Source organism: Pontixanthobacter luteolus (assembly GCF_009828095.1).
Classification (GTDB): Bacteria; Pseudomonadota; Alphaproteobacteria; order Sphingomonadales; family Sphingomonadaceae; genus Pontixanthobacter; species Pontixanthobacter luteolus.
In genome coordinates this window covers 1,652,264-1,673,513 of record NZ_WTYP01000001.1, presented here as the reverse complement: position 1 = coordinate 1,673,513, position 21,250 = coordinate 1,652,264, and the positions used below count along the sequence as shown (strand labels likewise).

20 protein-coding genes are annotated in these 21,250 nt (G+C 59.6%); 11 read left to right on the top strand and 9 right to left on the bottom strand.

Going from position 1 to position 21,250, the window contains the following annotated elements; translation table 11 throughout:
* The first annotated feature begins 110 nt into the window (after positions 1 to 110).
* The 3 genes from GRI43_RS08110 to GRI43_RS08100 all read left to right on the top strand — a co-directional run bounded on the left by GRI43_RS08110 (position 111) and on the right by GRI43_RS08100 (position 3,191).
* Positions 111 to 983 (top strand): hypothetical protein, encoded by an 873-nt coding sequence (locus tag GRI43_RS08110; protein ID WP_160730485.1) that lies wholly within the window; start codon positions 111 to 113, stop codon positions 981 to 983.
* A 76-nt stretch (positions 984 to 1,059) separates the two neighbouring features.
* Positions 1,060 to 1,359 (top strand): hypothetical protein, encoded by a 300-nt coding sequence (locus GRI43_RS08105; protein ID WP_160730484.1) that lies wholly within the window; start codon positions 1,060 to 1,062, stop codon positions 1,357 to 1,359.
* A 170-nt stretch (positions 1,360 to 1,529) separates the two neighbouring features.
* Positions 1,530 to 3,191, top strand: coding sequence for a bifunctional helix-turn-helix transcriptional regulator/alpha/beta hydrolase (locus GRI43_RS08100; RefSeq protein WP_160730483.1), 1,662 nt, complete (start codon positions 1,530 to 1,532; stop codon positions 3,189 to 3,191).
* Between the two features lie 36 nt (positions 3,192 to 3,227).
* Here the strand turns inward: GRI43_RS08100 and rimO are convergent, their stop codons facing one another.
* Positions 3,228 to 4,607, bottom strand: a complete 1,380-nt coding sequence (gene rimO / locus GRI43_RS08095; RefSeq protein WP_160730482.1) for a 30S ribosomal protein S12 methylthiotransferase RimO — start codon at positions 4,605 to 4,607, stop codon at positions 3,228 to 3,230.
* Between the two features lie 80 nt (positions 4,608 to 4,687).
* Between rimO and GRI43_RS08090 the strand changes: the two genes are divergently transcribed.
* Positions 4,688 to 5,086, top strand: coding sequence for a DUF1761 domain-containing protein (locus GRI43_RS08090; protein ID WP_160730481.1), 399 nt, complete (start codon positions 4,688 to 4,690; stop codon positions 5,084 to 5,086).
* A 28-nt stretch (positions 5,087 to 5,114) separates the two neighbouring features.
* On the opposite strand, the gene GRI43_RS08085 is transcribed toward GRI43_RS08090, so the two are convergent.
* From GRI43_RS08085 to serS, 4 genes are read right to left on the bottom strand one after another with little or no spacing between them, the layout of a single operon-like run.
* Positions 5,115 to 6,215, bottom strand: a complete 1,101-nt coding sequence (locus GRI43_RS08085) for a potassium channel family protein (protein WP_160730480.1) — start codon at positions 6,213 to 6,215, stop codon at positions 5,115 to 5,117.
* Between the two features lie 6 nt (positions 6,216 to 6,221).
* Entirely contained in the window at positions 6,222 to 6,989 is a 768-nt protein-coding gene (locus GRI43_RS08080; RefSeq protein WP_160730479.1) for a M23 family metallopeptidase, read from the bottom strand.
* Positions 6,986 to 7,744, bottom strand: coding sequence for a 5'/3'-nucleotidase SurE (surE, locus tag GRI43_RS08075; protein ID WP_160730478.1), 759 nt, complete (start codon positions 7,742 to 7,744; stop codon positions 6,986 to 6,988). Before surE ends, GRI43_RS08080 begins: the two co-directional genes overlap by 4 nt.
* A complete protein-coding gene (gene serS, locus GRI43_RS08070) occupies positions 7,744 to 9,024 on the bottom strand; it encodes a serine--tRNA ligase (RefSeq protein WP_160730477.1) in 1,281 nt (426 codons plus the stop codon). Before serS ends, surE begins: the two co-directional genes overlap by 1 nt.
* 62 nt (positions 9,025 to 9,086) lie before the next feature.
* On the opposite strand from serS, the gene GRI43_RS13870 reads away from it, so the two are divergent.
* Positions 9,087 to 9,338: a hypothetical protein gene (locus GRI43_RS13870; RefSeq protein ID WP_202391616.1), complete on the top strand. Its 252-nt coding sequence runs from the start codon at positions 9,087 to 9,089 to the stop codon at positions 9,336 to 9,338.
* On the opposite strand, the gene GRI43_RS08065 is transcribed toward GRI43_RS13870, so the two are convergent.
* Positions 9,335 to 11,674, bottom strand: a complete 2,340-nt coding sequence (locus GRI43_RS08065; protein ID WP_160730476.1) for a TonB-dependent receptor — start codon at positions 11,672 to 11,674, stop codon at positions 9,335 to 9,337. The two genes, GRI43_RS13870 and GRI43_RS08065, sit on opposite strands and share 4 nt — an antisense overlap.
* A gap of 100 nt (positions 11,675 to 11,774) precedes the next feature.
* On the opposite strand from GRI43_RS08065, the gene GRI43_RS08060 reads away from it, so the two are divergent.
* Together GRI43_RS08060 and GRI43_RS08055 are read left to right on the top strand one after the other, a co-directional pair.
* Positions 11,775 to 12,404, top strand: a complete 630-nt coding sequence (locus GRI43_RS08060; protein ID WP_160730475.1) for a TetR/AcrR family transcriptional regulator — start codon at positions 11,775 to 11,777, stop codon at positions 12,402 to 12,404.
* Between the two features lie 81 nt (positions 12,405 to 12,485).
* Positions 12,486 to 12,752: a hypothetical protein gene (locus tag GRI43_RS08055; protein ID WP_202391615.1), complete on the top strand. Its 267-nt coding sequence runs from the start codon at positions 12,486 to 12,488 to the stop codon at positions 12,750 to 12,752.
* Between the two features lie 85 nt (positions 12,753 to 12,837).
* On the opposite strand, the gene sppA is transcribed toward GRI43_RS08055, so the two are convergent.
* On the bottom strand, positions 12,838 to 14,721 hold the full coding sequence (gene sppA, locus GRI43_RS08050) for a signal peptide peptidase SppA (protein WP_160730474.1): 1,884 nt from the start codon (positions 14,719 to 14,721) through the stop codon (positions 12,838 to 12,840).
* Positions 14,722 to 14,835: 114 nt separating this feature from the next.
* Between sppA and GRI43_RS08045 the strand changes: the two genes are divergently transcribed.
* Both GRI43_RS08045 and GRI43_RS08040 read left to right on the top strand, forming a co-directional pair.
* Positions 14,836 to 15,894, top strand: a complete 1,059-nt coding sequence (locus GRI43_RS08045; RefSeq protein ID WP_160730473.1) for an aspartate carbamoyltransferase catalytic subunit — start codon at positions 14,836 to 14,838, stop codon at positions 15,892 to 15,894.
* Positions 15,891 to 17,120, top strand: a complete 1,230-nt coding sequence (locus tag GRI43_RS08040; RefSeq protein WP_160730472.1) for a dihydroorotase — start codon at positions 15,891 to 15,893, stop codon at positions 17,118 to 17,120. Before GRI43_RS08045 ends, GRI43_RS08040 begins: the two co-directional genes overlap by 4 nt.
* 6 nt (positions 17,121 to 17,126) lie before the next feature.
* On the opposite strand, the gene GRI43_RS08035 is transcribed toward GRI43_RS08040, so the two are convergent.
* Positions 17,127 to 18,422, bottom strand: a complete 1,296-nt coding sequence (locus GRI43_RS08035; RefSeq protein ID WP_160730471.1) for a DUF418 domain-containing protein — start codon at positions 18,420 to 18,422, stop codon at positions 17,127 to 17,129.
* 65 nt (positions 18,423 to 18,487) lie between these two features.
* A complete protein-coding gene (locus tag GRI43_RS08030) occupies positions 18,488 to 19,660 on the bottom strand; it encodes an SPOR domain-containing protein (protein WP_235903639.1) in 1,173 nt (390 codons plus the stop codon).
* Between the two features lie 225 nt (positions 19,661 to 19,885).
* Between GRI43_RS08030 and GRI43_RS08025 the strand changes: the two genes are divergently transcribed.
* Both GRI43_RS08025 and GRI43_RS08020 read left to right on the top strand, forming a co-directional pair.
* Positions 19,886 to 20,602: a ParA family protein gene (locus tag GRI43_RS08025; RefSeq protein WP_160730470.1), complete on the top strand. Its 717-nt coding sequence runs from the start codon at positions 19,886 to 19,888 to the stop codon at positions 20,600 to 20,602.
* Positions 20,603 to 20,623: 21 nt separating this feature from the next.
* Positions 20,624 to 21,235, top strand: coding sequence for a hypothetical protein (locus GRI43_RS08020; protein ID WP_160730469.1), 612 nt, complete (start codon positions 20,624 to 20,626; stop codon positions 21,233 to 21,235).
* Positions 21,236 to 21,250 lie beyond the last annotated feature (15 nt).

The window sequence follows — 21,250 nt, the reverse complement described above, 5'->3', positions numbered from 1 at the left end:
ATTGGCTGAAAAAATTCAGCAAAAGCACAGATTTGTACCAGATGGGACATTCGCCGGAAGGCCGGCACGACCTATCCGGCAGCCCTCAACTCCAAACGAGGGATCGTATCATGACAAAAGCAATCTGGACGGCGGTAGGCCTTGCTCTAGCCGCAACGACATTCAGCGCACCTGTGCACGCCGGACCGTTCGACAAGCTGAAAAGCAAAGTCAAAAAAATCGAAAAGAAGGCGAAGGAAGTCGAGCAGACTGCAGCTCAGGCCGAGGATATCGTTGAAACCGTAAGCGGCAAGAAGCGGCGCGGCAGTTCGAGGCGGGCAGGGGTCGGCCGTTCCGCCGATGGTTCCTATTGCAATGCCAATCTTGGCAGCAATTCAAATTCGCCATGCAGCGCCCGTGCGCCAGATCATGTCGGCGGGGCAGGCCCGGTTCCTGCCAAGTTCACCGGACAGCTCAATTGCGCAAATCTGGGTATTGGCAATGCTTTCGTCGGACGCGACGGCAAATACACTTTCAGCAAAGGCATCAGCACGGAAGAGCGTTCCGGACTGATAGAGCGCCGCGACGTTCAGGCGACCAATGGCTGTCTTTATTCCGGCCTGGCTGTTGGCGACGTGCTGTATGTTGAGGTCGACAAGGCGAAGTACGACAAGCATGCCTACAGCATCCAATGCGTATCTTATGACGGTTCGGAACAATTGGACAATGTGAACGGCCCGCGCATCAACAATTACAAGGGCAAGGATGTGATGCTGCATACCGGCCATTCGCTCGGCTATGAACCGACCGCGACCGGCAGCAATTCGCAGCGCTCTGGCGCCTATGACGCACTGTTGAACAAGCGCGGCCGGACGATGCTGACATTCAACTTCGGCGCTCTTCACACGGACAAATCCGGCACCGATTTCTTCTGCCAGTGGTTCAACGACAAAACCGGCAAGAGTGCGCTGGCCGTTGCCTATCGCCGCGGTCCCCAAGGATAAAAGTTAGGTGCGGCGGGATGCGATCCCAAAGTCTTTTTCCGTCGCACCGCCCCCATTCAGACAAAGGAATACCGTTATGCGTTTCACCGCAATTCTCGGCGCAATCGCGCTTTCCGTCGGCACTGCCCCTGCAGCCTATGCTCAGTCCAGTTCTTCCGAAGTGACCAAGGATGGTTCCTGCCCGAAAGGTTTCAAGGCCAGCGGTTCCAGCTGCAAGTCCAGCTCGCAAGTCGCAATCGTCAAGCTTGGCTCCTGCCCAACCGGGTTCAAGGCTTCTGCAAACTACTGTGTCGGTGACCGCGGGGACCATGCTGAAGTGCGCAGCGGCAGCTGCCCTTCAGGCCTGAAAGCTTCGGGCAAATACTGCGTCAAATAAGATTCCTGATGTCGTGACCCCATCAGGCTGACCTGGGCTGCGTTCTTGACGGAACGCGGCCCTTTTTTCATTAATCATCGAACCTTAGCGCGATTGTCACCGATTGATCTTATGCGCAGATGCGAGGTGCTGCCGGTCGCAGCAGAGGCAGCGAAAATGAATTGGGATAAATGACCGAAGCTACGCGAGATCAGATGCTGCAGGACGTTGTGGCAAAAGCCTATGCGGCCATCGCATCGCCAGAGGAGTTTGTGGAACTGCTCCATGAAGTCGTGGCGGCTGAAGGAGAATTGAAGCAGATATCGGGACCAATCGACATGCATTTCGAAAATGCCGAGAGCATTCTCGACAAAATGTATCCGTTGAGAAGTTCCGATTTTGCAGGCCTGACCACAGTACAGTCACAGCCGCTGGATTGCGATCTGGCTATCGACCGGGATTTTCGCGTTGTCGCGGTGAACCCAAAACTTTTTCCAACCGGTGAACTTGCGGTGGGGCAACCTATTCCAGACTGGCTGTTTAACCACCTGACTGACAAAGAAGACAAGGAGCGGCTACGCTGCTCAAATGCAGGTGGGGATGCCGGTTTCATCCAGCTTCACACTTCGGCTGAAGATGAAAAAGGGCGCTGGTTTTCGATCGAAACGGACACTTCCGGTGAAGTGCCGATTAACTCTTTCACCGTGGTGCGCCTTCGCTGGAGCGAACGCAGTGCAGAGGCATTTCAACGCGCACTGAAGCTGACAGGCACTGAAATCGCCTTGACCAGACACCTCGTCGAAGGCGGCAGTGTGCGCGAATTCGCCGAAGCTCGCGGCCGTTCGATCGGAACCGCTCGAAACCAGTTGAAGGCACTTCAGAGAAAGCTGTCGATCGGGTCAAAAGAGGATCTGCTCCTTCTCTATGCAGGTTTTGTCCATTCGCTGGAGCTGCCGGATCATTCTGCCGCGCCGGTCGATCATGTTTGCGAAAACATCTTTACCGCAGCGGATGGCAGCAAGATTGCGTGGGAAGAATTTGGCGACCCAGAAGGCAGGCCGGTGCTGTTCTTTCACGCACTGGAAGGTCCGCTTGTTACAAACCGGGTTGCCGATGCAGCTGTGAACGCAGGCCTCCGGTTCATCGCGCCATGGCGTCCGTTCTACGGCGCAACCACAGGCACCAAGCCAAGCACTGACAGCCCACGCCAATTTGCCTCCAGAATGCCGGAATTTCTCGAATATATCGGTGCTGCGCGCCCGGTTTGTGTGGGCACGCAGGCCGGCACGCCGTTTTTGCTGGCAATGGCGCAGCTTGGCCCCGAACGCATTCAGGCAGCTTTGCTTGTGGGGCCATTCATGCCGATTGCAAAGCATTCGGATTATGGTTTCTTGCCAGCAAGACAGAGAGTGCATTTTCGAATTTCGCGAATGGCGCCCGGTCTGGCCAGAGTTTACATGCGAGCTATGCTCGCCAGCATGGGAACCGGCGATTTTCATCGCTTTGTAGACGATTATTACGAAGCGTGTCCGCGCGAACTCGAAACGGTGCGTGACCCCGAAGTGGTCAGGAGGTTCCGTTTGGCAGCCGGTTACGGCCTGAAATCCGGTCCGGACGGAGCGATCGACACCATGCTCAACTGGAGCAGCGACTATTCAAGCTCATTCGCCGCCTTGCGGGTTCCGTTTACAATTCTGGTCGGCGACAATGACAGCAACGCTCCGCCCGATTTTGTGGCGATGTCGTGTGCCCGGCTTGGCTTGGAAAATGCAAAAATCATCGACGATGCGGGCAGTTTCCTCATGCAGGATCAGCCAGCGATCGTCATGGAGCAAATACGGCAGCAATTCTGACGGCCGCAGCCGTCCGCGTGCCGCTCTAGACCTACTTTATGCGGGCACGCCAAACAGATCGTGCGCGTCGGCGTCTTCTACCGTCACGTCTACGAAATCGCCTGCTTTCAGCGTGGTGGCCACGTTACGCAAATAGACGGCGCCGTCGATTTCAGGAGCGTCTGCCTGGCTGCGGGCGGTGGCTCCGATATCGCCATCTTCGTCCGGCTCGCCAACTTCGTCCACGATCACCTGAATGACCTTGCCGACCTTGGCTTTCAGTTTCGCCGCGCTGATGCGTTCAGTGACTTCCATCACGCGGGCGAAGCGTTCTTCCTTGATTTCTTCCGGCACATGATCGGGCAGGGCATTCGCCTGGGCACCTTCAACCGGTTCGAACCGGAATGCGCCCACGCGGTCGAGCTGGGCCTCCTCCAGCCAGTCGAGCAGGTAACGGAAATCGTCCTCTGTCTCGCCGGGGAAGCCGACTACGAAGCTGGACCGGATCGCGATTTCCGGGCAAATTTCGCGCCAGCTTTTCAGTCGTTCCAGCACCTTTGCTTCGTTGGCGGGGCGTTTCATCGCTTTCAGCACCTTGGGGCTGGCGTGCTGGAACGGGATGTCGAGATAGGGTGTCAGCAGCCCCTCCGCCATCAGCGGGATCACCGCGTCAACGTGCGGGTATGGATAGACATAGTGCAGGCGGGTCCACGGCGTCTCGCCTTCGGGCGTTCGCAGCTGGCCCAGTTCCCGTGCCATGTCGGTCATGTGGGCGCGGACCTCGCGGCCTTTCCAATCGCGCGGCTCGTGCCGGGTGTCGACGCCGTACGCGCTGGTATCCTGGCTGATCACCAGCAGTTCCTTGGTGCCTGCAGCGACCAGTTTTTCCGCCTCGCGCAGAACCGCATCGATCCGGCGGCTGGCGAGTTTTCCGCGCAGGTCCGGGATGATGCAGAAGGCGCAGGAATGGTTGCAGCCCTCTGAAATCTTCAGATAGCTGTAATGCCGCGGGGTCAGCTTGATATCGGTATCGGACGGCTGCGGAATCAGGTCGACAAACGGACCTTGTGACGGCGGTGCATGGGTGTGCACGGCCTCCACAACCTGTTCATATTGATGCGCGCCCGTAACGGCGAGCACCTGCGGATGGGCTGCGCGGATCGCGTCCGCTTCCTCGCCCATGCAACCGGTCACGATCACGCGGCCATTTTCGGCGATCGCCTCGCCAATGGCCTGCAGGCTTTCTTCCTTCGCGCTGTCGAGGAAGCCGCAGGTGTTGACCAGCACCACGTCAGCGCCGGCATAATCGGGCGACATGGCATATCCATCGGCGCGGAGCCGGGTCAGGATGCGTTCGGAATCGACCAGTGCCTTGGGGCAGCCGAGGCTGACCATGCCGATCTTTTTGGCTTCAGGGAGAGTTGTTGCGGTGTTCATGATTGCGCGGCCCTCTACACCCACAGCGCGCTTTGCGCTATCCCCTGTGCAATGGGACGCACCTGAGAGGGGAAATCGAAATGGGTAATGTCAATCTGCTGGCTGTGTTTCTGGCCGCCGCTGCTTTCTTCATCGTGGGGGCAATCTGGTATTCGGCCCTTTTCGGCAAGGTCTGGCAGCGAGAGGCTGGGCTGTCCGACGAACAGATAAAGTCAGGCAATGCAGCGCTGATTTTCGGGCTGTGCTTTCTGTTTGAACTGTTGATTGCACTAATGCTGGGACATCAGTTCGCGATGACCAACCCGAGCACGCGGGGCATCATGATGATCTCCGTCGGGTTCGCGATTGGGATCATGGTGCCGGCAATCGGGATCAATTATCTGTTCCAGCGCAAATCGGGCAAACTGTTTGCGATCGACGCTGGCCATTTCATTGTCGGCATGGCTGCGATGGGCGGGGTTTTCGTTTACTTCAGCTGACTGCGGCGGAAGGTCGGCGAAATATCCGTCAGCGGCGCCGACCGTGTCCGTCGCCGCGCTTTTCGCCGTGATCTGTCGGGACAATTTCAACCACGATGTCGCCGGGCAGCAGGTTTTCGCATTCTTCTTCCCAGAAACCGAGAACCTTGCCGCCCCGGTACACCCTGAGGCCGCGCCCGCCGGTTTTCAAATCGGTAATCGAGCAGCCGCATTCTTCCTTGGTCACTTCGCGTTCGACCAGCTGCACACGCCCGGTCACCGAAGCGAGATCGGCAAGATAGTCCGCAATGTGCGCGCCTTTCGCCGAACCGGCGAGCAGCAGGCCGGTGAAGCGCACCGGGTTGATCACGTTGTTTGCGCCGGCCTGACGGGCCAGAAATTCATTATCGTCTGCACGCACGACCACACTGATCGGTACCTTGGGGGCCAGATGGCGCACCGTGAGAACAATAAGGATGGAGGTGTCGTCGCGGCCCGCTGATACCAGGACGTTGTTCGCCTCTGTAATGCGTACCGCGTTCAGCGTTTCATCGCGTGTCGCATCCGCTGCCATCACGTTGCAGCCAAGTTTCTCCGCCTCTGCGAGCCGTTCTTCGCTGGGATCGATCACCACGATATTGTGCGGATCGGTGCCCCGTTCGATCAGTTCGCTGACCGATTCAGAGCCGGAGACGCCATAGCCGAGGACGACGATATGGTTCGAAAGCTTTTCCTGAATGCGCGCCATTCGAAACTTCTCCCAGCTGCGCTTGATAATGAAGTTGTAGGCGGTGCCCACGAAAATGAAAAATACAGCAAAACGGATCGGCGTAACGATGATCGCTTCGACCATGCGGGCCCGGTCACTGATCGGTGCGATGTCGCCGAAACCTGTCGTTGTGACAGAGATCATCGTGAAATAGACCACGTCGAGGAAGCTGACTTCGCCGTCGAGATTGTCGACCAGGCCGCCGCGGTCCCACCAGTGGATCATGACCACGATGCCGAGCAGGAACAGGGCCAAGCCCAACCTGATGCCCAAATCGCCCCATACGGGAACCCGGCTCGCCCGGCGCAGCGGTTGGAACCGCGGTCCGCGAACGCGGCGCCCGCTACCGGGCGCGCCAATCCGGTCTAACTGGTTGCTCATCGTGTTTTAGCGTTGCGGCAGCTTGGCCGCCGGGTCAACGCGCTTGTTATCTTTCATGATTTCAAAATGCAGTTCCGGTCGGGTTGCCACGCCAGCATCTCCGGCCAGCCCGATCCGTTCACCGGTCTTCACAACGTCGCGCAGTTTCACGGTGATTCTATCGAGATGGCCGTAGCGCGTGCGCCACCCGTTACCGTGATCGATGACAACCAGCCTGCCGAACCGGTTCGTGTTGTCTGCAAACACCACAGATCCGGACGCCGATGCCCGGACCATGTCGAACCGGTTTGCTTTCAGGTCGATACCGTCATGGCCCGAGCCGTCCTCGCGGAGTGAAAAACCGAGCATGACCTCGCCATCATGCGGCCAGCGGAAATATGGTTCGGTGCGCGGTGTCTGGGGCGCGGCAACGGCTTTCACGACCGCTGGTATGATCAGGGTCTGCCCGTTGCTGATCGTGTAGGGTTCGGCCAATCCGTTGGCGATGGCGATGTTTGCGAACGGCACGCCGTAGCGCTGCGCGATGCCAAAGCCGGTATCACCTTCTTTCACAGTGTGGACGCGCTGACGGGGGATTTGCAGGACTTGTCCCGTACGCACGCTGTAGGGTTCCACCATGCCATTGGCTGCGGCTATGACCGAAGCGGGTACATTGGCACGGTTGGCAATGCCGCCCAAAGTTTCACCCGGCTCGACCGTGTGTTCAGCTTCGGTAGCGGGATCGCCTGCTGCAATCAGCAGGGTGGCAAATGCTGCCAGAACCAGTTTCTTCATGCCTTGTATCTCCCGGCCAACGCTTCGAGCGAGGTGTGATGTGTCAGGTCGAGTTGCAGCGGAGTAACCGACACGAACCCTTCGTCGATTGCTTCCAGATCGGTCCCATGATCCAGTGTATGTTCAATCGCGTGCAGGCCGAACCAGAAATAGGGCAAGCCGCGCGGGTCGCGCCCTTCGACAACCGAGCCCCGCGAATAGTCATGGAAACCCTGCCGCACCGCCCGGATACCGGCAATTTCGTCTGCCGGGAGCGGGGGGAAGTTCACGTTGACGAGCGTGCGCGAGGGCAGCGGAGCATCAAGCAGCGGCGCGATGGCTTTTGCGCCCCATTTGCGGGTCGCATCGAATTGTTCATGCTCTGCACCGCGCCGGATAACCTGGCTCAGCGCAATTGACCTGATGCCCGCCAAAGCGCCTTCGATGGCGGCCGAAACGGTGCCCGAATAGGTGATGTCATCGCCAAGGTTCGCCCCGCGATTGACCCCGGACAGAATTACGTCGGGCGGGCTATCCATCACTTTGCGAAGTCCAAGCGTTACCGAATCCGTCGGCGTGCCGGTGACGGAAAAGCGGCGATCGCCGTGCCGGTGCAGCCGGACCGGGGCGTTGAGCGTCAGCGAATGGCCGGCTCCCGATTGTTCCTCATGCGGTGCGCACACCCAGATATCGTCACTGAACTCAGCGGCAATTTCTTCGAGGACCTTCAGGCCCGGGGCGAAAATACCATCGTCATTGGTGACCAATATGCGCATCAGGATTCCGGAGTAAGCGTTTCGATACCGCCCATATAGGGCTGCAAAACAGCCGGGATCTTTACGCTCCCGTCGGCCTGCTGAAAATTCTCGAGCACGGCGACGAGCGTGCGCCCGACGGCAAGGCCGGACCCGTTCAGCGTGTGCGGGAACACCGTTTTCTTTTCACCCTCGGGTTTAAAGCGGGCATTCATCCGCCGCGCCTGAAAATCGCCTGTGTTGGAACAGGAACTGATCTCGCGGTAGGCATCCTGTCCCGGCAGCCAAACTTCCAGATCATAGGTCTTGCGCGCACCAAACCCCATGTCGCCGGTGCACAGCAGTACTTTGCGATAGGGTAGGTCAAGCGCCTGCAGGATACCTTCGGCGCAACCGGTCATGCGCTCATGCTCGGTATCGCTGTCTTCGGGGCGGACGACGCTGACCAGTTCGCATTTCTCGAACTGATGCTGGCGGATGAAGCCGCGCGTATCCTTGCCCGCCGAACCGGCTTCGCTGCGGAAGCACAGGGTTAGCGCAGTCATTCTGAGCGGCAGGGATGCATCGTCCAGAATTGAATCCTGAACGGACGCGGTCAGGCTGACTTCGGCGGTCGGGATTAGCCAGCGGCCATCGGTTGTGCGGAACGAATCCTCTGCAAATTTCGGCAATTTGTCGGTGCCGTACATGGCCTCGTCACGCACGAGCACTGGCGGCGCGCATTCCGTATATCCGTTTTCGCCCGACTGGCGATCAATCATGAATTGCCCCAGCGCGCGGTGCAGCCGCGCCATGCCGCCGCGCAGGAAAGTGAACCGCGCGCCGGAAAGGCTTGCGCCGGTTTCGAAATCCAGTCCCAGGGCAGGGCCAAGGTCTGCGTGTTCTTTCGGCTCGAAATCGAATTCGCGGGGGGTGCCCCATTTGCCGACCTCGACATTGCCGGCTTCATCCTCGCCCTGCGGCACATCGTCGGCGGGCAGGTTGGGAATAATGGCCAGCGCGTCGCGCAGCTGAACGCCCAGTTGCCTGTCGGCGTCTTCCATGCCGGGCATGGATTGCTTCAGCTCGGCAACCTCGGCCTTGAGAGCTTCGGCTTTGTCCTTGTCACCAGATGCCATCGCCTGGCCGATGGCCTTGGACGCGCCATTGCGTTTTGCCTGAGCTTCCTGGATCGCCGTTGCGGCGGCGCGCTTCGCCTCGTCCAGAGCGATGATTTCGGCAGCAACCGGATCAAGGCCTCGCCGGGCAAGCGCAGCGTCGAAAGCTTCTGGATTTTCGCGGATAAATCGAATGTCGTGCATGCCGCCGCCTATGGATGGTTTTTGATTTTGCCTCAAGCACTGGTGAGAGTAAACCGGACGCAATGACCAGACGGCTCGTCCATTTTGTCGGATTTCGCGATGACCGTTACTGGAATGCGGTGCGCCTTTTCGGCCCGCCCGACATGATCCATGACGCTTGGGACATCTATGCTGCGAACGACACGGCACCCGGCGATCTGGTGGTGTTCGCGAATGGTGACGGGAATCAAAAACCGCGCAGCTTCACGGTGGAAGCTGCGCGGTCTCGGGAAAGGAGGGCGTCCGTGAAGGACACCCCCCTGGAGAGTTCTTAGAAGCGGAATTCCCCGGTTACGAAGAAGCGCCGCGGATCGCCGTAAAATCCGGTCAGCGTGCCTTCCAGGCCGAGGGTCGGGGTGAAGGGTTGGCCGTTTTCGCCGCCTGATACGAAATTGTACCCCGCCACGATGTAGCGTTGATCGGTCAGGTTCTTGCCGTGAACACCAATCGACCAGCGATCATTATCGGCTGTGTAAACCACGCTGGCGTCCAGCAGTACAAAGCCATCCTGATCGAGGAACCGATTTGGAACCTCGAACTGGCTGGCGTCGCTGCGATAGGAAATCGACCCGATGAAATCGACCAGACCGCTTGCGACCGGCAGACCCAGATCAAACCCTGTGTTGACCGTGAACTCAGGCGTGTTCTGGAACACACGCTGGTCCGCCACGTCGACACCGAACGCATCGATGAACGTATTGTACTCGGCGTCGAGATAGCCGAGCGCCCAGTTCACGTTCAGACGGCTCCCGTCGCCGGCGAAGTCCTTGCCCACCAGCGCGTTGCCTTCGAATTCAAACCCGTTCACGTCGGCGCTGGCCGCGTTCGACGTAATCCCGATAAAGCTGTCGTTGATCCCGTCATTGTTGGTATCAACGCCGACCGAGCCGGGGATCTGCACATCGTTATAATCGCCCTTGAATGCGGCGAGGCTGATGTTGAGCCGGTTGTCGAGCAGCGATGCCTTCCAGCCCAGTTCGTAGCTGTCGACGGTCTCGGGCGCGAAGCGCAGGAACTGGAACTGATCGTCAAAATCGACGTCGCCGTCTCCGTCAAGATCGGGTGCAGCAGAAGTCTGCCCGCGCGGGTCGAAACCACCGCCCTTGAAGCCGCGCGAGTATGTGAAATAGATATTTTGGTTCTGGTTCGGTTTGAAACTGACCGAGGCACGCGGCGTGAATTCCTTGAACGTTTCGCTGCCGTTGAAGTCCGACGTCACAGCAAGGGCTGTCGCGCCGGTCGCGAACAGATCCGAATAGCCCCCGATGAAGGTGGTTCGCAGAATTGTGCTTGTACGTTTGTCGCTGGTGTATCGGCCGCCGACAGAAACACTTAGCCGGTCGGTAATGTCATAGGTGAAATCGCCGAAGATCGACCATGTTTCTGTTTTCACATCACCCAATGTCTGGGCGTTCAGGCCGGGATATCCGATCAGGGCGCCGGTGGTAAAGAGCGCCACGTCGAACGCGGTGAAAGCGTTTGCGTCCAGATAATACGCGCCCAAAACACCGTTCAGGCGGCCGGATTCATACAGCAGCTGGAATTCCTGGCTGAGCTGGTCGTTCTCGTAGATTGCCGGAACGTCCAGGTCTGCGGCTGGCAAGCTGTCAAAATCGATCGGGCTGGTCGATTTGTCTTCGCGGTAGCCGGTGATGCTTTTGAGCGTGATCGTGTCGCTGACCTCGACGGCAATGTTCAGTGCGCCGCCATAGGCTTCGACTTCCTGGTCGACCACGTTCAGGCCGGCGCGGGTATCGTAAACGTCATCCAGCACAGGTGCGCCGGTGAACAGGCCGGGGATCAACCGGTGGCCCTGACGCGCCTCGCTATTGTCTTTCACATAGTCGCCGGAAAGTCGGACAAATACCGGACCATTGTCGAATTCCAGCGTGGCACGGCCGGCCCAGACGTCCTTGTTGTAATTCTCGGTGCCGAGAGTGAGGTTGTCGCCAAACCCGCCGCGGCTCAGCCGCGCTGCGCTGGCGCCGAATTTCAAGCTTTCCGAAACCGGCGCTGATCCGCTGACCACGATGTCGGCCTGATCGTACGAACCATAGGTTCCGCGCACTTTCAGCTGTAGATCATCCGGCAGACGGCGCGTCACATATTTGATCGCCCCACCAATGGTGTTGCGGCCATAGAGCGTGCCCTGCGGCCCGCGGAGCACCTCGATCCGTTCGACGTCATAGATGTCCAGCACGGCGGCCTGCGGACGGTTCAGGTACACATCGTCTACATAGAGGCCCACGCCCGCTTCGAAGCCGGCGACAGGGTCCTGCTGGCCAACGCCGCGAATGAATGCGGTCAGGGTCGTGTTGGTTCCGCGTGAAACCTCCAGCGTGAGGTTGGGGACTTCCTGACCAATTTCAGTCAGTTCCAGCGTACCGGATTTGGCGAGCGCTTCTGCGCTTACTGCGGTGATTGAAAGCGGCACGTCGGTAATGCGTTCATCCCTGCGGCGCGCGCTGACGATGATGATGCCGTCATCTGCGGTGTCGGCGCCCGCAGGCGCATCGTTCGCTTCCTGCGCCTGAACGGGCGCAGAGGTGAGCGCAAGCAGGGCAGATCCTGCAAGCAAGGCGGAATTCAGGCTGTTTTTCGGTAATCTCATGGTTCTCTCCCGATCTATTATTGTGCCCTCATATTGAAAGTTGAACCACCTTTCAAGTTTAACCTTGCAGCTATTTCATTTGCAGCGTAGTTCATTGCGCATGGAGCAGGGGTCAGGGAAAATCGCGGACGGCGCTGAGAAGCAGCCAAGGACCGAACGCGGGCGCAAGACCTTGCGCAAACTGCTCGACGCCGCGACCATTGAATTTGGCGAGAGAGGATTTCACGAGGCCTCGATCAGCGGGATAACGCGCCGCGCCGGTGTCGCTCTGGGCAGTTTTTACACCTATTTCGATTCCAAGGACGCAATCTTTCGCGCACTGGTTTCCGACATGAGCGATTCGGTGAAACGTGCCGCTCGCGACGCGCTGACTGAACCGATGACCGCGTTTGAGGTGGAAAAGGCTGCGCTGCGAGGATTTCTGGAATTCGCCAGCGAGCACAAGGAAATCTACCGCATTATCGACGAGGCAGAGTTCGTCGATCCCGCCAGCTACCGCACGCACTATGAAACCATCGCTGCGCGGATCAGGGACCGGCTGCAACAAGGTGCAGATCGGGGTGAATTCCGCGACGGTCTGGGTGAGGCCCATGCATGGGCAATCATGGGAATGAACGTATTCCTCGGCCTGCGTTTCGCGATCTGGGGCGAAGCAGATGACTGGTCGGCTGACGATGTCGCGGATGCAGCAAGCGACCTCTTGCGGACAGGCATCGCCAGACAGCGTTAGGCTGGCCTACAACAATTCCCGTTCAAAGATTGCGGAACCAAACAAGGCGGAAGCCGTTGATTTTCCAACAAGGAGATTAACATGTTTGGTAAGATTATTGGCGGATTCGCCGGTTCAAAAATTGCAAAATCCACTTCGGGCATCGGCGGTGCAACTGGCACACTTCTGGGTGTTGGCGCGGCCACTATTGCCAAACGCCTCAGCATCCCGGCGCTCGTCGCCGTGACTGCTGGTGGTTATCTGGTCAAAAAGTACATGGACCGTAAGGACGAAACGCCGACCAGCGACAAGGCGCCAAATCCGGTCATCAATCGGACCCCGCCGGAAGTCGAACCTGCAATCGTCTGATTGCAGCACTTACAAACGAAAAAAGGGCGCGGCAGTTCAAACTGCTCGCGCCCTTTTTCTATTGGTTCCGCAATGCGAACCCGGATCAGCTGGCGAAGAGTGCAGCCGCCTTGGCGAGCCAGCCCTTCGGCGCGGCCGATTGCGAAGCGCGCACAGGTGCTGTCGGACATTCAAGGCAATAGACCTGCATCCCGCGGACCGACAAAATCCGGTCGAGGTCGTTTTCAACTTGCCCGACAATAGCGCGTTGTTGACCAGCAACCATGGCGAACAGGTCGCCGCCCGGACCCGCCGCATTGCTGTCACCGCCAAGCAGCCTGCGCAGCAAAGTGTTATATTCGCCCGGCTGGCTGCCAAGATAGGCGACGTGCCATGCACCGTCTTCCAGATCAGCTTGTTTCGCAGCCCATTCCAGCGCTTCATCGATCCCGCCATATTGATCGACCAGGCCGATCTGGCGCGCAGTGCCGCCATCCCAAACGCGTCCCTGGCCGATGGCGTCGACCTGCTGGGTCGTCAGATTGCGCGATTTAGCCACGCGGGTGATGAAGTCGGTGTAACCGTCTTCGATCGAGCTTTGCAGAATGGCATCGACTTCCGGAGTGAAGCCGGAGATCAGGTCCGGCTGGCCGGACAGCGGGGTGGTGCGGACACCGTCGCCATTTACGCCGAGGTCAGCTGCCGCCCTTTCGAATGTCGGCACGACAGCAAAAATGCCGATCGACCCGGTCACCGTCTCAGGCTCCGCAAAAATCCGGTCTGCCGGTGTTGATACCCAGTAACCGCCGCTGGCTGCGACGTTGCCCATCGATACGACAATCGGGATGTCTTTCGCCTTGTGCCGCAAGATAGCCAGCCGAATGTCTTCCGACGCGGTTACCGAACCGCCCGGGGAATCGACACGCACCACGAGCGCTTTGAGATCATCGTCGAGCGCATCGTCGAGAAGTTCGGCAATCCGTTCGCCGCCTGCCGTGCCCGGTCCTGCGTCACCATCGACAATTTCCCCTGCAATTGTGACGACACCGATCGCGTCACCGTCTTTGCTGAGTGTCTTGTCGGCAAGCCAGGGGTCCAGCTCTGTATGGGCGTAACTGCCGGGGCCGGGGTTCCAGTCGTCTTCGCCGACAATTTCTGCAACCCGCTCACCGAATTCAACGCGGTTGCCCAACTTGTCGACCAAGCCGGCCTCCAGAGCGGCCTTCGACAGATCGCCCTTGTTGTCCTGCACCCACTGTGCGGGTGTTTTTGTAATCAGGTCGAGATCGATCTGCGGGCGGGCCTTCTTCACGTTGGCCTGCCATTCTTCCCACAGCGATCCGTAGAGTGCGGAATAATTCTCGCGAGCTTCGGGGGACATGCTGTTGCGCGAATACGGTTCAACTGCCGACTTGTAGGTGCCCACCTTGTAGACACGCGCATTGATCTTCAGCTTATCCAGCAAATCGCCGTAATACAGGCGTGATCCGCCCGGTCCGGCGATGATCGCACCGCCAAGCGGGTCGACCCAGACTTCGCTGGCGTGAGCCGCAAGCATCACTGCATCGTCGCTATATGCCAACGCATATGTCAGCACCGGTTTCTCTGCCGCGCGGACGCGGTCGAGCGCCGCGCCAATCGCCTGCATGTGCACCTGTCCGCCGCCGCCAAACTCGCTCAGATCGAGCACGACCGCCTTGATCCGTTCGTCGGTCGCGGCCTCTTCCAGTGCATGAACCAGATCGCGGGCCTGATATTCGCCGACCGGTTCCTGACCCGAAAGGAGCACCTCCAGCGGGTCGATCTCGGTTTTCTCCTCCACAACGTACCCGGTGAGGTCGAGAAGAAGCGCGCCGTCCCGGACCTGTGCAGGGCTGGGCCGTGCGGTCAGTATTCCATAGAGGAGCGCGAAGAACAGCAGCAGAAAGACCAGGCTGAGCCCGTCCTTGATGCCGACCAGCAATTTCCAAACTTTTCCAGCGAATGCCATGCGTAAGGTGCCCCGAAAGATGCAGAATTGAACCACAGGTAGGCATCAAACGAGAATGGTTCCAGTCGAAACCGCTTGAGCGGGTGACAACGCTCGACTAAGGGCTTGGCTTTAATGACATCGACGCGCTCTCCTCAGGCTTCAGCTGGACTTTCCCGGGAATATCCGGCCGGTTCGCTGGCCTATCCGCACCGCGACCTGCTGGGCATTGGCCAGCTGGAACGCCACCAGATCCTGTACCTCCTCGACGAGGCTGAACAATGGGTCGATCTGAACCGGCAACCGAGCAAGCATACCGATCTGCTGTCGGGCCTGACGATCATCAACGCGTTCTTCGAGAATTCGACCCGTACGCTGCTGAGTTTTGAAATCGCGGGCAAGCGGCTGGGTGCTGACGTGGTCAACATGCACGCCGCGCAGTCCAGCGTGAAGAAGGGCGAAACGCTGATCGACACGGCGATTACGCTCAACGCGATGCGTGCGGATGCGATTGTGATCCGGCACGGATCGAGCGGGGCGGTGGAACTGATCGCCAGCAAGGTCGATTGCCCGGTTCTCAATGCCGGCGACGGCCAGCACGAACACCCGACGCAGGCGCTGCTCGATGCGCTGGCCCTGCGCCATGCCTTGCGCGAACGGGGCCATAGCGCCGACGATTTCACCGGACTGACGGTGACAATTTGCGGCGACATCCTTCACAGCCGCGTCGCGCGTTCCAACGTCCTTTGCCTGACAGCACTGGGCGCGAATGTCCGGCTGTGTGCGCCGCCCGCCCTGATGCCGGCAGAAATCGAGGCAATGGGCGCAGTGCCATTTCACGATTTCGATGCTGCGCTGGACGGTGCGGACGTGGCCATGATGCTGCGCCTTCAGACCGAACGGATGGAGGGGCAGTTCATCCCTTCGGCGCGTGAGTATCATCATCTTTACGGCCTGACGATGGAGCGGCTGCAGCGCGCTGCGCCTGATGCGCTGGTCATGCATCCCGGCCCCATGAACCGCGGTGTCGAGATCGATAGCGAAGTGGCAGACATGCTCGACCGATCAATCATCACCCGGCAGGTCGAAATGGGCGTAGCCATCCGCATGGCCGCGCTCGACGTGCTCACCCGCAGAACTCGCGGTGTCGATGGCTGGAGAGAAAATATCTCCGGCGGGGAGCAGTGGGTATGAGACAGTCCGCGCCCCTTACCATCATCAATGGCGAACTCGTCCTGCCTGACCGCACCGAAAAAGGCGCTATTCGCGTTGAAAACGGGCTGATCGCGGAAGTCGGCTTGGCCGGTCCGCAAGACGGTGACGAAGTTTTTGATGCCAAGGGCAAACTGGTGGCACCCGGGCTGGTCGATTTCGGCGTATTCGCGGTCGACAAACCTGCATTCCATTTCGGCGGGATCACTCGTGCAGCGGTCATGCCGGATCAGAACCCACCGCTAGATTATCCATCCAGGGTCAAGCTGGTCGCGCAGAGCGGCAAGCCCGATCTGTGGGTTCATCCGCTGGCCGCCGCGACCAAGGGCCTGGAAGGGCGCGAACTGGCCGAAATCGGCCTGATGAAACAGGCAGGCGCAAGGGGCGTCGCCACCGGTCGCCGGTGGATTTCGGACTCGGGGGCCATGCTGCGTCTGCTACAATACGCAGCGATGCTGGACCTTGTCGTGGTCAGCCATGCAGAGGATGCGGCGCTTGCCGGCAACGCATCTGCCACGGCGGGCGACATGGCGACCCGGCTGGGCCTGCCAAGCGCGCCGGCAGAGGCAGAGGCTCTGGCCGTCAGCCGCGATATCGCGCTTGCCGAAATGGCCGGTGCACGGCTTCACTTGCGCCAGGTAACAACCGCCCGCGCTCTTGATCTTGTTCGCAGTGCGAAGGCGCGCGGTGTGAAGGTGACTGCGGGTGTTACTCCGGCGCATTTCATGCTCTCCGATCTGGCAACTGCCCAGTTCAGGACCTTCGCCAAACTTTCCCCGCCGCTGCGTTCCGATGCCGACCGCAAGGCTGTGATCGAAGCGATTTCGGACGGGACGATCGACGTTATTGCGTCGGGCCACGATCCGCGCGGGGCAGAGGACAAACGCCTGCCGTTCTCCGATGCGGAACCCGGTATGGCTGGTGCGGAAACGCTGCTGGCGATGGCGCTGACGTTGGTGCGCGACGATGCAATCGATCTGGTCCGCGCGTTCGAGCTGCTGGCGGCGGCACCGGCTGCGCTGCTGGATGCGCCGTGCGGGAAACTGGAAACCGGCAAGGAAGCCGACATCTGCGTTATCGATCCGCACAAGCCGTGGGTGGTCGACAGCCGCAAGATGGAAGCAACCGCCGGAAACACGCCGTTCGATGGTCAGCCCGCACAGGGTAGGGCGCTTGCCCTGTTCAAGGGCGGCGTGCGGATTGGATAAACGCAGCTATCTCCGTAGCGGGACGCGCTTTCCGTAAGTCAGGCAGCGCCAGAGCCATTCCAGCGGACCGTATCTGAACCGGCCGAGCCACGGTTTCGACCACGCCAGCATGACGATCCATGCGCCAAGTACCACGAGATACAGCTGCGCCCGGGTCAGTTCGCCGAACAGGCCGAGGCCCCAGCCATGGAACACTGAAATCATCAGGATTGACGTGCCCAGATAGTTGGAAAACGCCATCCGTCCGGCAGCGCTCAGCCGTTCGCCAAGCCAGCCTTTTGCGCGCGGCGCGTAAAGCGCCAGCAAGGCCGCCAGACCCAGCGCCATCATCAGCCGGGGTATCGGTGACAGGCCAACAAACGCGGCGAGCGAGCCGTAATATGATGGGCCGGTCGACAGCGCCCACAGACCCAATCCCAGCGACAACGCTGCGCCTGTGCCAAGGCCCAGCCAGCCCCACATGCGCTGTTCCTTTCGGTCCAGCTGCCCATCGAACATACCGATTCGGTACAGCGCCATGCCGAGCAACATCAGCGGCAAAATCTCGATCCCGAAAATCAGCATGTTGATCAGCGGATCGGGGCCATGTTCAACCAGATTATGCGTCACATAGGCCGGGTAATCACCATCGCTGATAATGGCACTTTCAACCTTATCGTCGTGCAGGACTTGCCGCTTTGTTTCCTCCAGCCCGGCGCGCGTTTCGGACATTGCGGCATTTTCACCAAACGGCGTGTCGGCGATGAAATGCAGCGGCACCATCATCCCCGCATACAGGATCGCCCCGGCAATATAGCCCAAAATTCCGAGCTTTAGCTGCGTTTCCGCACGCATTTTCACGAACATCAGGGCGATCAGTCCGGTCAGCGCATAATAGACCAGTATGTCCCCCTTCCAGATGAAGAAGAAGTGGATCAATCCGAACGCAAGCAGGAATACGAGGCGCCTTGCCTGAAGCCAGCTGCTGAGCCCTTTGGCCCATGCATTCTGCAGGAACAGATACATTCCCGCGCCAAACAGGATCGCGAACAGAGCGCGCATTTTGCCATCGATAAATACGAACTGCGCCAGCCACAGGGTGTCGCTGTACGGGCCGGGCGGGGACAGGAATGCCTCGGGCCACATATACGCGCCGAAAGGCTGACCAAATGCGATGATATTCGCCGCCAGAATGCCAAGCACAGCGATTCCGCGGATGAAATCCAGGCTACCGATGCGGCTGCCAGAATCGGGCGTGCTATCCGGAGCAAGCTGGCCTTGTGCGTCATTGTCAGCGCGCGCTTGCGCAGCGGTATCACTCATTTTTTCGTACCTCGCTCAGCCCGCTGTAGCAGCGCAACAGGTTGGCGTAAGCGGTGTTGTTCCTGTCAGCGCGTGACGAGACAATTCTGGCCACTGCGTTTCAGCGTGTTGCAGGCAGCCTGTGCCTGCGACTGCGTGGCAAAACCGCCGGCTTGCAGGCGTACGAGGTTCCCCGCGGGTACAATCAGCTTGCGCTTGCCGCTTAGCGCAGCATTTGCCGACAGCCGCGACCACAGCTTGTCCGCATTGCCCCTTACACCGAAAGCGCCAAGCTGAACCCGCCACGGTCCATCAGCCGAGGGCGCGGCTTGCTGAGCCGGTTTCGGCCTCGGTGCTGCACTCGCTGGAGCCGAAGGTGGCTGGGCCTGAGTGGCTGGCGCACGCGCGGCACGAACCGGGTTCCGCGAGGTTGACGGCGTGAAGTCAGCCCCGGCGTTAGCCGGGCTTTCCGTGCCGGTAACCCGTGACGCTTCTGCGACCGCGGCCTGTGCGGCTGCGACCGATGGGGGCAGGGTCACAGCCTGAACCGGCCGCGGAATGCGGTTGGCAGAACTGGGAAGCGGTTGGCCGGACACCGCGACATTGCCATTTGCTGGCCTGCCTGCTGCAGGATTGGCGGCTGCGATGGAAAGGTCTTCTGCGGCCTTCTGGCTGGCAAATTTCGCATCAGCATCGCGTTTGAGTTTCTGCGCGAGAAGCTGTGCCTGCTGGCGCTGGTCCAGCGGAATGAAATCATCCATCTGCGCAAGTGCAGCCTTTGCGTGTTCGTAATTCGCCGAATTGGACAGCGTCATCAAGGCGTAGGCTTTGACCCAGTCTTTCTCCAGCAGGTCGCCGTTGAAATGGCTGATTCCGATAAGGTACTGTGCCCATGGATTGCCGCGCTGGGATGCTGCGGTAACATACGGCATCGCCTCTTCCCGCCGCCCGCTTTGAAACAGCAGCAAACCGTAATTGTCGGTCGCCTTGATGTGCCCTTGGGCCGCAGCCTTGGCGAGGAGGATCTCGGCCTGCTTCTCGTTTTTCTTTACGCCTTTGCCCTGCCGGTATGCCTGCGCCATATTGTATTGCGCATCGGCGTTGCCAGCCGCAGCAAGATCGCGCCACTCAGCCACCGCGCGGGTATAGTCACCCTTGTGCCAGGCTTCGTATCCCGCATTCAGTTCGGCTGTTGCGGGGGCGGCGAGCATGATTGCCGCTGCTGCCGCCAGACAGTTCAGTGCTGATTTGAACTTCATAATCGCTTGCGTAGCCTTCCAGGTCCCGAATTCGTCAGGCTTCTATAGTGAACAGGACGTTAGGAAAGAGTTTCCATCGGAAGCATTGCCCGTATCCCGCCGCAAAAGCCGTAAACGCCTATATGCCATGTGATCCTCGTTAACTCAAAATTAGGGGTATCCTGCGAATTCAGTCTCCGAACCGCATTTGGGCGGCTTGTTAACGTAATTCAGGGGGACCAGGCCTTGCGAGTACTGGCATTGGCATCGCAGAAGGGTGGATCGGGCAAGACCACGCTTTCAGGACATCTGGCAGTTCAGGCGCAGCGCGCAGGGGCAGGCCCGGTCGTACTGATCGACATCGATCCGCAGGGATCACTGGCCGACTGGTGGAACGAACGCGAGGCGGAATATCCCGCCTTTGCGCAAACCACGGTCGCTCGCCTGGCAAATGACCTTCAGGTCTTGCGTCAGCAGGGATTCAAACTGGCGGTGATCGATACCCCGCCAGCAATTACAATGGCTATCCAGTCTGTCATCAGCGTGGCTGAACTGATCGTCGTGCCGACCCGGCCAAGCCCGCATGACCTTCGCGCCGTTGGCGCAACGGTCGATCTTTGCGAACGCGCCGGCAAACCTCTGGTGTTCGTCGTCAATGCCGCGACACCCAAGGCCAAGATCACTTCGGAAGCCGCGGTCGCGCTGTCACAGCACGGCACGGTTGCCCCGATCACTCTGCATCACCGCACCGACTTTGCCGCGTCGATGATCGACGGGCGCACCGTGATGGAAGTCGACCCGGACAGCCGCTCTGCTGCGGAAGTTACCGCTCTGTGGAACTACATGGCCGACCGACTCGAGAAGAATTTCCGCCGGACAGTGTTTGCTGCGCCGGGTTCTGTTTCGCAGGTTGCGCCCGCGCACCGTCCCGCCGGGGGCTTCGGCCGCCGGGTCGCCCAGTAATCGAGGGCGGAGAGCACGGTCATGGACGAATCAAATTTCGCATCGCTGGGGCCGACCCTGCTTGCGCGCAAAGGCGGCGCAAAGCCGGCCATGCGTCCGCAGCTGGGCCCGTTGGCCAGCGGCAGCAACGCTGCACATAATCTGGAAGACCTGGGCTGGAACGATATGGGCGAAGAGCCCGAATCGCATCACGACGGGAAAGTGCTGAACCTGACGCCTGAACCCGCAAATGCGGAAATGGCCGCAGAGGCTGAGGCTCTGGCTGAAAAGGCGGAGGCTGCACTGCACGCCCCGCTGATGGAAAAGCCCGAGGTACGCCGCCAGCAGGAAGCCATCGCTGAACAGATCCACGCACAGCATGAAGAGCCGTCTGCCCGCAATCCCGCGGTGCAACCGGCCCATTCAGAGGCTGTAGCGGCGGCGCCTAAACGTCCGCGCCGCTCTGCTCTTGAACGCGGCAAGCGGGCTGCTTTCACTCTGCGTCTCGACGCGGAGCGCCATCTCAAACTGCGACTTGCCAGTACGCTTCGCAATCGCAGCGCGCAGCAATTGCTGACCGAAGCGCTCGATCAATTTCTGGGCAAGATGCCCGATGTGAAGAATCTCGCTGCCGAAGCGCGCAAGACCGATTGAACTAAGGGGAACGGA

Coding starts and splice junctions, on each gene's coding strand:
- GRI43_RS08040 (WP_160730472.1), top strand. CDS start 15,891: ATGAGACAGTCCGCGCCCCTTACCATCATCAATGGCGAACTCGTCCTG.
- GRI43_RS08080 (WP_160730479.1), bottom strand. CDS start 6,989: ATGAAGAAACTGGTTCTGGCAGCATTTGCCACCCTGCTGATTGCAGCA.
- GRI43_RS08085 (WP_160730480.1), bottom strand. CDS start 6,215: ATGAGCAACCAGTTAGACCGGATTGGCGCGCCCGGTAGCGGGCGCCGC.
- rimO (WP_160730482.1), bottom strand. CDS start 4,607: ATGAACACCGCAACAACTCTCCCTGAAGCCAAAAAGATCGGCATGGTC.
- GRI43_RS08045 (WP_160730473.1), top strand. CDS start 14,836: ATGACATCGACGCGCTCTCCTCAGGCTTCAGCTGGACTTTCCCGGGAA.
- GRI43_RS08060 (WP_160730475.1), top strand. CDS start 11,775: ATGGAGCAGGGGTCAGGGAAAATCGCGGACGGCGCTGAGAAGCAGCCA.
- GRI43_RS08105 (WP_160730484.1), top strand. CDS start 1,060: ATGCGTTTCACCGCAATTCTCGGCGCAATCGCGCTTTCCGTCGGCACT.
- GRI43_RS08020 (WP_160730469.1), top strand. CDS start 20,624: ATGGACGAATCAAATTTCGCATCGCTGGGGCCGACCCTGCTTGCGCGC.
- serS (WP_160730477.1), bottom strand. CDS start 9,024: ATGCACGACATTCGATTTATCCGCGAAAATCCAGAAGCTTTCGACGCT.
- GRI43_RS08090 (WP_160730481.1), top strand. CDS start 4,688: ATGGGTAATGTCAATCTGCTGGCTGTGTTTCTGGCCGCCGCTGCTTTC.
- GRI43_RS08030 (WP_235903639.1), bottom strand. CDS start 19,660: ATGAAGTTCAAATCAGCACTGAACTGTCTGGCGGCAGCAGCGGCAATC.
- GRI43_RS08065 (WP_160730476.1), bottom strand. CDS start 11,674: ATGAGATTACCGAAAAACAGCCTGAATTCCGCCTTGCTTGCAGGATCT.
- GRI43_RS08035 (WP_160730471.1), bottom strand. CDS start 18,422: ATGAGTGATACCGCTGCGCAAGCGCGCGCTGACAATGACGCACAAGGC.
- surE (WP_160730478.1), bottom strand. CDS start 7,744: ATGCGCATATTGGTCACCAATGACGATGGTATTTTCGCCCCGGGCCTG.
- sppA (WP_160730474.1), bottom strand. CDS start 14,721: ATGGCATTCGCTGGAAAAGTTTGGAAATTGCTGGTCGGCATCAAGGAC.
- GRI43_RS13870 (WP_202391616.1), top strand. CDS start 9,087: ATGACCAGACGGCTCGTCCATTTTGTCGGATTTCGCGATGACCGTTAC.
- GRI43_RS08110 (WP_160730485.1), top strand. CDS start 111: ATGACAAAAGCAATCTGGACGGCGGTAGGCCTTGCTCTAGCCGCAACG.
- GRI43_RS08100 (WP_160730483.1), top strand. CDS start 1,530: ATGACCGAAGCTACGCGAGATCAGATGCTGCAGGACGTTGTGGCAAAA.
- GRI43_RS08055 (WP_202391615.1), top strand. CDS start 12,486: ATGTTTGGTAAGATTATTGGCGGATTCGCCGGTTCAAAAATTGCAAAA.